Here is a 10795-nt window from a genome sequence, read left to right as displayed (position 1 = left end):
CCCCAAATCCCTGTCGAATTCCGGCCAGCGTGGTTTAACGGGGCGCTTAAGATCAAGATCAAAAGCAGATCAAGAGCGACTCGCTTCGCATCGTGGTTACCGTTGAGCGTTACAGTGTTGTGTAGATACCTATGCTGCGATAGTGGCGTGTCAGTCACTGAAACATTGACTGTTACACCGCTATCGCAGGCAAGCCAGCTCCACATTAATGCCGTGTTGGCTGCTGGATCAGCGGCTCTGGCGTTGTTGTAACAACAGGTTGCTAAACCCGGCGCCGGCCAATTGCTTTTGCGCCACGGTCAGCTGTTCGCGGTTGCTGAACGGCCCCACCAATACGCGATACCAGGTCGCGTCCTTCACCGTGCCGGACTCAACCGATACCGACTGGCCCAACAGAATGATCTGTGCGCGTACACGGTCCGCATCCGCCTGTTTCGGGAACGAGCCCGCTTGCAGGAAGAACTTGGTCACCGGCGCAGCCTTGGTGGCTGCCACTGGCGGTGCTGGCGGCGGCGTGATACCGGCCAGCGCGGCCTGGGCGCGCGCCGTGTCGATTTTTGCCGCTTCCGCTGGGGTTACCGGCGTGGTCGGCACTTGTGGCGTCGGCAGGGTTTTTTCCGGCACGGCGTCAGGCGGCACGATCACTTCCGATTCCGGCAGCAGCGTGTAGAAGTCGTACTTGGGCTTTACCGGTGCGGTCGGGCTCGGCGCGGTCTTGTTGGCTTCGGCGATTTTCGTGGCCTTTTGCTGCTCCTGTTTGACGCGCTTGACGTCATCGCCCTGGCCGGGCTCCAGCTTCATCAGAAACACGATAAACGCGCCGACCGTAAGGCCGATGGCCATCCACAGCCAACCCGGAATCGGTTGCTTCGCCGGGGCCTGGTAGCGGCTGGCGCCGCGCTTGGGTGCAGGTTTTTTCTTGGCAGCCAACTTACATACGCTCCAGAGTTTCCAGGCCCAAGAGTTCCAGGCCTTGCTTGAGGGTGCGTCCAGCCAAGGCGGCAAGGCGCAGGCGACTTTGTTTCTGGGCTTCGTCGTCGGCGGTCAGGATCGGGCAGTTCTCGTAGAAGCTGGAGAACAGGCCGGCCACTTCGTACAAATAGGTGCACAGGATGTGCGGCGTGCCTTTTTCGCCAACGCTGTTGAGCACTTCGCCAAATTGCGCGAGCTTGGCCGCCAGTTCCTGTTCATGGGCGGCGTCCAGCGCGATCTGGCCTTGGACTTCGCTGAAGTCCTTGCCCAGCTTGCGGAACACCCCGGCCACGCGGGTGTAGGCGTACAGCAGGTACGGCGCGGTGTTGCCTTCGAAGTTGAGCATCAGGTCGAAGTTGAAGCTGTAGTCGCTGGTGCGGTGCTTGGACAGGTCGGCGTACTTCACCGCGCCAATGCCCACCACGCGGGCAATGTTGCGCAGGTCGGCCTCGGCCAGCTCCGGGTTCTTTTCCTTCACCAGGTTGTAGGCACGTTCCTGGGCTTCGTTCAGCAGGTCGATCAGCTTCACGGTGCCGCCGTCACGGGTCTTGAACGGGCGGCCATCGGCGCCGTTCATGGTGCCGAAGCCCATGTGCTCCATGTGCATCGGGTGGGTGACGAAACCAGCGCGGCGCGCCACTTCGAACACCTGCTGAAAGTGCAGGGCCTGGCGCTGGTCGACGAAGTACAGCGCACGGTCAGCCTTGAGTACGCCACTGCGGTAACGCACGGCGGCAAGGTCGGTGGTGGCGTAGAGGTAGCCGCCATCGGCCTTGACGATGATCACCGGCAGCGGCTCTCCGTCGGCGGTCTTGAATTCTTCGAGGAACACGCACTGGGCGCCGTTGCTCTCGACCAGCAGGCCCTTGGCCTTGAGGTCGTTGACCACGTTGATCAGGTCGTCGTTATAGGCGCTTTCGCCCATCACGTCGGCCATGGTCAGTTTCACGTTGAGCAGCTCGTAGATTTCCTGGCAGTGGGACAGGGAAATCTCACGGAAGCGGTTCCACAGCGCCAGGCACTCTTCGTCGCCGGCTTGCAGCTTGACCACCAGGCCCCGGGCGCGGTCGGCGAATTCTTCAGACTCGTCGAAACGCTTTTTGGCGGCGCGGTAGAAGTTTTCCAGGTCGGCCAGTTCGTTGCTGGTGATCGGGTTTTCCTGCAGGTAGGCCATCAGCATGCCGAACTGAGTACCCCAGTCGCCCACGTGGTTTTGGCGGATCACGGTGTCGCCGAGAAATTCCAGCACCCGGGCCACGCCGTCGCCAATGATGGTGGAGCGCAGGTGGCCCACGTGCATTTCCTTGGCCAGGTTCGGCGCCGACAGGTCAATGACCACGCGCTGGCTGTCGCCGGCCTTGCGTGCACCGATGCGGGCATCGGCCAGGGCGGCATCCAGGCGCGACGCCAGGGCCTGGGTGTTCTGGAAGAAGTTGATAAAACCAGGGCCGGCGATTTCGGCCTTGGTGACACTGGCGTCAGCCGGCAGGGCTGCGATGATTTTTTCGGCCAGGTCGCGCGGTTTCATGCCGGCCGGCTTGGACAGCATCATCGCGATGTTGCTGGCGAAGTCGCCATGGGTCTTGTCGCGGGTGTTCTCCACCTGGATCGCCGGCGACAGGCCTTCAGGCAACACACCTTCGTTGACGAGTTGGGTGAGGGCTTGTTGGATCAGCTGGCGAATGGTGTCTTTCATGGTGTTCTCTTTCGACCGCAAGCGGCGGCGCGCGATGCGCAGGTGGAAAAACTGGGCATTATCCGTGGCGAGGGCGGGCTTGCCAACCGTTCCGGACCTGTGGAGCATTTTGTAGGAGCGAGCTTGCTCGCGAAAATCGTCAACGATAACGCGGGCTTCCTGATTTAACGCGGTGTTCTTGAGTTTTTCGCGAGCAAGCTCGCTCCTACAGTGGTGGGTGGATCAATACAAATCTACCGGGTCTACATCCAACGACCATCGCACTTGCCGACCGCTGGGCAGTTGCTCCAGCTCAAGCATCCAGCGACTTAATAGCCGATGCAGCGGCGCGCGCGAGGTTGCCTGCAAGAGTAGCTGAGCGCGATAACGTCCGGCGCGTCGCTCCATGGGCGCTGGCACCGGGCCGAGCAGTTCGATGCCACTGAGGGCCAGCTCGCCCAATAAACGTTCGGCGGCGCTGCAGGCTTCATCAAGAAAGCCTTCGGCCTGCCCTGGTTTGTGGGCTTCGGCACGCAGCAGCGCCAGGTGTGCAAAGGGCGGCAGGCCGGCGGCGCGGCGTTCGCTCAAGGCCTGTTCGGCGAAGGCAAAGTAGCCTTGTTCCGTCAGTTGAATCAGCAGCGGGTGGTCGGCCAGGTGCGTCTGGATAATCACCCGGCCTGGCTCTTCGGCCCGCCCGGCGCGCCCCGCCACCTGCACGATCAACTGCGCCATGCGTTCGCTGGCGCGAAAATCTCCGGAGAACAGCCCGCCATCGGCATCCAGGATCGACACCAGGGTCACCCGTGGGAAGTGATGCCCTTTGGCAAGCATCTGCGTGCCCACCAGGATGCACGGTTGGCCCTTGTGGATGGTGGCAAACAGTTGGTTCATGGCGTCTTTGCGCGACGTGCTGTCGCGGTCGACCCGCAGCACCGGGTAATCCGGGAACAGAATGCCCAGGCGTTCTTCGGCGCGCTCGGTGCCGGCGCCCACGGGCCGCAGGTCCACCTTGCCGCACTGCGGGCAATGGCGCGGTACCCGCTCCACATGGCCGCAGTGATGGCAGCGCAACTCGCCGTGGCGCTGGTGCACGGTCATGCGCGCATCGCAGCGCTCGCACCCGGACATCCAGCCGCAGTCATGGCACAGCAGCGTCGGGGCAAAGCCGCGGCGGTTGAGAAACACCAATACTTGCTGGCCGGCGGCGAGGGTCTGGCCGATGGCCTGTTGCATCGGGCCGGAAATACCGCTGTCCAGCGGGCGGCTTTTCACGTCCAGGCGCAGGAAGCGCGGTTGTTTGGCGCCACCGGCGCGCTCGTTCAAGCGCAGCAGCCCGTAACGGCCGGTGTAGGCGTTATGCAGGCTTTCCAGGGAAGGCGTGGCCGAGCCCAGCACAATCGGGATGTCTTCCTGGCGGGCGCGCACCAGCGCCAGGTCGCGGGCGTGGTAGCGCAAACCTTCCTGCTGTTTATAGGAGCCATCGTGCTCCTCGTCGACGATGATCAGCCCGGGATTTTTCATCGGCGTGAACAGCGCCGAACGGGTGCCGATAATAATGTCGGCCTCGCCGTCCCGCGCCGCCAGCCACGACTCCAGGCGTTCACGGTCATTGACCGCCGAGTGCACCAGGGCGATACGGGCATTGAAGCGTTGCTCGAAACGCGCCACGGTCTGCGGGCCCAGGTTGATCTCGGGGATCAGCACCAGTGCCTGCTTGCCGGCCTGCAGGGTTTCGCGGATCAGTTGCAAATACACTTCGGTCTTGCCGCTGCCGGTGACGCCGGCCAGCAGGAAGGCGTGGAAACTGTCGAAACCGGCGCGAATCGCCTCATACGCGGCGCGTTGCTCGGGGTTGAGCGGCAACTCCGGTTGGGCCAGCCAATGTTCGTGGCGCGGGTCCGGGGCGTGCTTGCGGATTTCCACCTGCACCAGGCCCTTGGCCAGCAGCAGGTCGAGGCTGTCTTTGCTCAGCATCAGCTTGCTTAATAGCTGATGGGCTACGCCGTGGGGATGCTGTGCCAAGGTGGCCAGGGCCTCACGCTGGCGCGGGGCGCGGGCGATGCGCGGGTCGTCGAGGCGTGCGCCGGGCACCATCGACCAGAAACGCTCCTGGCGCGCTTCGGCCAGTTCGCCCTGGCGTAGCAGCACGGGCAGTGCCCAGCTCAAGGTATCGCCCAGGCTGTGCTGGTAATACTGCGCTGTCCACAGGCACAGCTTGAACAGCGCGGGCGGCAGCGGCGGCGTGGCATCGAGCAGGGCAATTGCCGGCTTGAGCTTTTCGGCAGGCACTTCGCTGTGGTCGGTGACTTCCACCAGAATGCCGATCATTTCCCGGCGCCCGAACGGCACGCGCACGCGCATGCCCGGCTGCAACTGCGCACGCGACACGCCGGGCGGGGCCCGGTAATCGAACAGACGGCGCAGGGGCGAGGGCAGGGCTAGGCGCAAAATGGCGTCGGGCACGCGAGGAGTCTCATCTATATAGGCAAGCGGTGGCGCAGGGGCGCGAGCCTAGCAGACCGGGGGTGTCCCGTCTTCAGTGCTGGAACCGGAGCGTGTGGGAGCTGGCTTGCCCCAATCGCCTACCGTAGGAGCGAGCTTGCTCGCGAAAAACGTCAACGATAACGCGTGCTTCCTTAATCAACGCGGCGCCTGTGAGTTTTTCGCGAGCAAGCTCGCTCCTACAATACGCCCTTGACTGACTGGCATTGGGGCAAGCCCGGCTCCCACGTTGATGGCGCAGTGCCATGAATTTCTGATGAAAGGTGTTTTTTGGCCATTGCCGTCGCTTGCGCGATTAGAAAGGTCTGGTAGAATCCGCGGCCTAATTACGTGCGGTATTCGACAATAGTGTCGAGTGGCGGCACGCTAGCCTGAGGAAGTGCCATGAAAGCCGATATCCATCCAGCGTACGAAACCATCGTAGTTACCTGCAGCTGCGGCAACAAGTTCGAAACTCGTTCGAACCTGTGCAAGCCACTGGGTACTGACGTATGCAACGAGTGCCACCCGTTCTACACCGGTAAGCAGAAAACTCTGGACACCGGCGGCCGCGTACAGCGCTTCGCAGATCGCTTTGGTGCTTTCGGCAAGAAGCCTGCTACTCCAGCAGAGTAAGGTTCAAGAGCCTTATGGGCTTTTACCTGCTGTTGAAAAAGGCGTCCCTTGTGGGCGCCTTTTTTGTGCCTGGAATTTGGCTGGCGACCGCGCAGGCCGAGGCATTCTGCCCCGCCCCGGCGGCCATCGCCCGCGTCGAGGTGCAGCGTGTGGTGGATGGCGACACGGTGCGCCTCAAGGACGGTCGCAGCGTGCGCATGATCGGCCTCAACGCGCCGGAAACCGGCAAGAAGGGCCGTCCAGACGAGCCATTTGCCGTCGCCGCACGCCAGCGCCTGCAGGCGCTGGTCAAGGCCAGTGATGGGCGCGTCGGCCTGGTGCCGGGGCGCGAAGGTAAAGACCATTATGGGCGCACCCTGGCTCACCTCTACGGCGCCAATGGCGAGAACCTGGAGGCGCAACTGCTGGCCGAGGGCCTGGGGTACCAAGTGGGCGTGGCGCCGAACGTGGACCTGGTTGCCTGCCAGCAGGCAGCCGAAAACAGCGCCCGCCAGGCACGGCTCGGCCTGTGGCGCCAATCGCCGGTGCAAAGCGTGGCCAATCTCAAGCGCTCCGGGTTTGCCCTGGTGGCTGGTCGGGTCAGCAAGGTTGAGCGCAATCGCGGCGGAATCTGGATTGAACTGCAGGGTTCACTGGTATTACGCATTGCGCCCGAGTTGATCAGCCAATTTGATACGGCCATGCTCAATGGTCTGCAAGGCCGCACCCTTGACGCGCGTGGCTGGGTGCAGGATCGCGCCCGCCGTGGCAGCCTGAAAAAAGGCCAAGCACGCTGGCTGCTGCCAATAACCGCCCCCGGTATGCTGAAATCGCCGCTTTGAATAAAAAATTGTAGACATTTTTTATTTCGATTGTGAACAGTTGAGCCCTTGTATCCCGTGGCTCTTGGCCAAAAGTCGTAGCCCAGGGCCCTTGACACCTGTGACTGCCCAGTCTTGTAGGGACTTTACGACACGCGTATCCTCGGCGGTCCGTCGACCAACAGTAAAAGCGGAATGCCGATATGTCTGATTTGAAAACTGCCGCTCTCGAATACCATGCCCATCCTCGTCCAGGAAAGCTGAGTGTAGAGCTCACCAAAGCCACTGCCACTGCCCGTGACCTTTCGCTGGCCTACAGCCCTGGTGTTGCCGAACCCGTACGTGAAATCGCCCGTGACCCAGAGCTGGCGTACAAGTACACCGGCAAAGGCAACCTGGTTGCAGTGATTTCCGATGGCACCGCGATTCTGGGCCTGGGTAACCTCGGCCCATTGGCTTCCAAGCCAGTCATGGAAGGTAAGGGCGTACTGTTCAAGCGCTTTGCCGGCATCGACGTGTTCGACATCGAAGTCGACTCCGAAAGCCCGCAGGCGTTCATCGACACCGTCAAGCGCATTTCCATCACATTCGGTGGCATCAACCTGGAAGACATCAAGGCACCTGAGTGCTTCGAGATCGAAAAGGCCCTGATCGAGCAGTGCGACATTCCGGTATTCCACGATGACCAGCACGGCACCGCGATCGTTACCGCAGCCGGCATGATCAACGCCCTGGAAATTGCTGGCAAAACCCTGGGCGAGGCGAAAATCGTCTGCCTGGGCGCCGGTGCCGCGGCCATTTCCTGCATGAAGCTGATCATCAGCATGGGCGCCAAGCTGGAAAACATCTACATGGTCGACAGCAAGGGCGTGATCCAGTCCGAGCGTACCGACCTGAACCAGTACAAGGCGATGTTTGCCCACCCGTCCTCCAAGCGCACCCTGGCTGACGCCCTCGACGGTGCCGACGTGTTCGTTGGCCTGTCCGGCCCGAACCTGCTGAGCGCTGAAGGCCTCAAATCCATGGCGCCGAACCCTATCGTGTTCGCCTGCTCCAACCCGGATCCGGAAATCTCCCCGGAACTGGCCCACGCCACCCGCAGCGACGTGATTATGGCCACCGGCCGTTCGGACTACCCGAACCAGGTCAACAACGTATTGGGCTTCCCGTTCATCTTCCGTGGTGCCCTGGACGTTCGCGCCAAGCGCATCAACGAAGAAATGAAAGTGGCTGCTGCCAACGCCCTGCGTGAACTGGCCAAGCTGCCGGTACCTCAGGACGTGTGCGACGCCTACGGTGGCGCCAAGCTGGAATTCGGCCGTGAGTACATCATTCCAAAGCCAATGGACAAGCGCCTGATCACCCTGATCTCCGATGCCGTGGCCAAGGCCGCTATCGAGACCGGTGTGGCCACCCTGCCGTATCCGAAGAACTACCCGCTGCAAAGCGTGGATGATGTGTTCAACGGCTAAGCCGTAGACCCATAAAAAAACCCGGCTCAGAAAGCCGGGTTTTTTTATGGGGAAGTTTCAAGCTGCAAGCTGCAAGCTAAGAGCGAGACCGCATCGCTTCTTGCCGCTTGCAACTGATAGCTTGCCGCTCTCTAAAAGAGATCTATCGGCGCGCCTTCATCCGCTGGCAGCGGGCTGCCCGGCACTGCGCCATTACCCAGCTCATTGACCGACGGCGGCGTGTCTTCGCTCTTGAACAGCTCGAAGTACGCATTCGGCGTGCTCGGCGAAGCCGCACGGCCACTGATGGGGTCGATGCGCAGGCTGAGGATGCCTTCTGGTTCCGGCTGGGTGTGCAGCGGCTTGTCCTTGAGCGCTGCGCCCATGTAGCTCATCCAGATCGGCAGGGCGACCGTGCCACCGAACTCGCGGCGGCCCAGGCTTTCAGGCTGGTCATAGCCTGTCCACACGGTGGTCACGTAGTCGCCGTTGTAGCCGGAGAACCAGGCGTCCTTGGATTCGTTGGTGGTACCGGTCTTGCCGGCGATATCCGCACGGCCCAGGGCCAGTGCGCGGCGGCCGGTGCCCTTCTTGATCACGTCTTGCAGGATGCTGTTGAGGATATAGGTGGTGCGGCCATCCACGATGCGCTCGGCAACCGCTGGCGCTTGCGGTTCGGCGGGTGCGCCAGCGTTTGCGGCCGCTGGCGTGCCTGGCGTCGGCTCGATGGTGATACCGCCGTTGCTCGGTGCTGCGAGCCCGTCGGTGGCGGCCACGCCATTGACCACATCGCCGGGTACCCGTGGCGGGTTGGCGGTGAACAGGGTGTCGCCATTGCGGCTTTCGATCTTGTCGATCAGGTACGGCGCGATCTTGTAGCCGCCATTGGCAAAGGTGCTCCAGCCGGTGGCGATTTCCATTGGCGTGAGGGTTGCGGTACCCAGGGCCAGGGACAGGTTGGGTGGCAGGTCTGACTTGGCAAAGCCAAAGCGCGTCATGTAGTCGATGGTCTTGCCTACGCCCATCGCCTGCAACAGGCGAATCGACACCAGATTGCGCGACTTGTACAGCGCTTCGCGGATGCGGATCGGGCCAAGGAAAGTGTTGGTGTCGTTCTTCGGGCGCCAGACCTTGTCCAGGTATTCATCGACAAACACGATGGGCGCGTCGTTGACCAGGCTGGCGGCGGTGTAGCCGTTGTCCAGCGCGGCGCTGTAGACGAACGGCTTGAAGCTGGAGCCCGGCTGGCGCTTGGCCTGGGTAGCGCGGTTGTAGTTGCTCTGCTCGAAGGCAAAACCGCCGACCAGCGCGCGGATCGCACCGTTCTGCGGGTCCAGGGACACCAGGGCGCCCTGAGCGAGCGGCACCTGGCTGAATTTGAGGCTGTCATCCTTCTGGCGTTGCACGCGGATCAAATCACCCACCTGGGCCACGTCGGAGGGCTGCTTGGGCATCGGGCCCATGCTGTTGGTGTTCAGGAACGGGCGCGCCCACTTCATGCTATCCCAGGCTACATGGGCTTCCCCAGAGCGGGTCAGCACTTGGATACCGTCTTTCGATACCTGGGTAACGATGGCCGGGTCCAGGCCGCTGATCGAACGCTGTTTGCCCAATTCGGTGGTCCAGGCACTCAGGGTCTTGCCCGGCAGACGCGACTCGGGGCCGCGGTAGCCGTGACGCTGGTCATAAGTGATCAGGCCTTGATGTACCGAGTGGTTGGCGATTTCCTGCAAGCTGCTCGGCACCGTCGTGGTGACGCGGAAGCCTTCGGTGTAGGCCTCGCTGCCATAACGGCCCACCATCTCGGCGCGGGCCATTTCAGCGATATAGGGTGCATTCACTTCCGGCGTCGGCACGTGATAGCTGGCGTTCAACGGCTCGGCCACGGCGCTTTCATAAGCGGCCTGGTCGATCTTGCCCAGCTTGTACATACGGCCCAGGATCCAGTCGCGGCGTTCTTTACTGCGCGCCGGGTTGGCCAGCGGGTTGAAGCGCGACGGTGCCTTGGGCAGGCCGGCAATCATGGCCATCTGCGCCAGGCTGGCGTCACGAATCGACTTGCCGTAGTAGACCTGGGACGCGGCCTCAATGCCGTAGGCGCGGTTGCCCAGGTAGATCTTGTTGACGTACAGCTCGAGGATTTCATCCTTGGTCAGCTGGCGTTCGATCTGCAGCGCCAGCAGGATTTCAGTGGCCTTGCGGGAAAAGCTGCGCTCGCTGGTAAGGAAGAAGTTCTTCGCCACCTGCATGGTGATGGTGCTGCCGCCCGATTGAATGTGTCCGCTTTTTACCAATTGCGTGGCTGCACGCACCAGGCTGCTGGGGTCTACGCCGTAGTGGTTGGCGAAATTATCGTCTTCAGCGGACAGCAACGCGCTGATGAAATTGGGCGGAATGTCGGCAAAACGGATCGGTGTGCGGCGCATTTCGCCGAACTCCGCGATCAGTTTTTCATCGCTGCTGTAGACCCGCAAAGGAATCTGCAACTGGATACTTCTGAGGGCCTCTACGGAGGGCAAACCCGGACTAAGGTAGAGGTAGGCCCCGCTGAATACGAGCAGCAGCCCGCAGACGATGGCGACAATGGAGTACCCGAAAAACTTCAGCAGACGAATCAAGGCTTTTGGATTTCCAGAGAAAAGAAAGAGTTACGCGTCGGGGCATGCATGGCAAACGATGGATCGACCCGGGCAGCAGATAAAAAGCGGGAAAAAACGCTGGGCATTAAAGCATTTTTCGGCTTGGGGCGTCATTCGCGAGCCTTGAACAAGCCGACCGAA

General features: G+C 61.8%; 8 protein-coding genes. 4 read left to right on the top strand and 4 right to left on the bottom strand.

Annotated features, from left to right (window positions below):
• Positions 1-228: 228 nt before the first annotated feature.
• Positions 229-930, bottom strand: a complete 702-nt coding sequence (locus DK871_RS22160) for an SPOR domain-containing protein (RefSeq protein WP_003187899.1) — start codon at positions 928-930, stop codon at positions 229-231.
• A 1-nt stretch (position 931) separates the two neighbouring features.
• Positions 932-2668, bottom strand: coding sequence for an arginine--tRNA ligase (gene argS / locus DK871_RS22155; protein ID WP_161906635.1), 1737 nt, complete (start codon positions 2666-2668; stop codon positions 932-934).
• On the opposite strand from argS, the gene DK871_RS22150 reads away from it, so the two are divergent.
• Entirely contained in the window at positions 2636-2836 is a 201-nt protein-coding gene (locus DK871_RS22150) for a hypothetical protein (RefSeq protein WP_133298323.1), read from the top strand. The genes argS and DK871_RS22150 overlap by 33 nt on opposite strands.
• Before the next feature lie 54 nt (positions 2837-2890).
• Here DK871_RS22150 and DK871_RS22145 read toward each other — a convergent pair whose 3' ends face one another.
• On the bottom strand, positions 2891-5110 hold the full coding sequence (locus DK871_RS22145) for a primosomal protein N' (protein WP_034125571.1): 2220 nt from the start codon (positions 5108-5110) through the stop codon (positions 2891-2893).
• Between the two features lie 423 nt (positions 5111-5533).
• On the opposite strand from DK871_RS22145, the gene rpmE reads away from it, so the two are divergent.
• The 3 genes from rpmE (at position 5534) to DK871_RS22130 (ending at position 8036) form a co-directional block, all read left to right on the top strand.
• A complete protein-coding gene (rpmE, locus tag DK871_RS22140) occupies positions 5534-5764 on the top strand; it encodes a 50S ribosomal protein L31 (protein WP_003187904.1) in 231 nt (76 codons plus the stop codon).
• 14 nt (positions 5765-5778) lie between these two features.
• Complete coding sequence (locus tag DK871_RS22135; protein ID WP_161906634.1) at positions 5779-6585, top strand: thermonuclease family protein; 807 nt, start codon at positions 5779-5781, stop codon at positions 6583-6585.
• A gap of 182 nt (positions 6586-6767) precedes the next feature.
• Complete coding sequence (locus DK871_RS22130) at positions 6768-8036, top strand: malic enzyme-like NAD(P)-binding protein (protein WP_005784034.1); 1269 nt, start codon at positions 6768-6770, stop codon at positions 8034-8036.
• 131 nt (positions 8037-8167) lie between these two features.
• Here DK871_RS22130 and DK871_RS22125 read toward each other — a convergent pair whose 3' ends face one another.
• Entirely contained in the window at positions 8168-10630 is a 2463-nt protein-coding gene (locus DK871_RS22125; RefSeq protein ID WP_375139750.1) for a penicillin-binding protein 1A, read from the bottom strand.
• Positions 10631-10795 lie beyond the last annotated feature (165 nt).

The sequence above is a fragment of the Pseudomonas sp. L13 genome, assembly GCF_009935965.1.
GTDB classification, from domain to species: domain Bacteria; phylum Pseudomonadota; class Gammaproteobacteria; order Pseudomonadales; family Pseudomonadaceae; genus Aquipseudomonas; species Aquipseudomonas lactis.
Note: the sequence above shows the minus strand (reverse complement) of the source record. Positions and strands in the feature narration are given on the sequence as shown.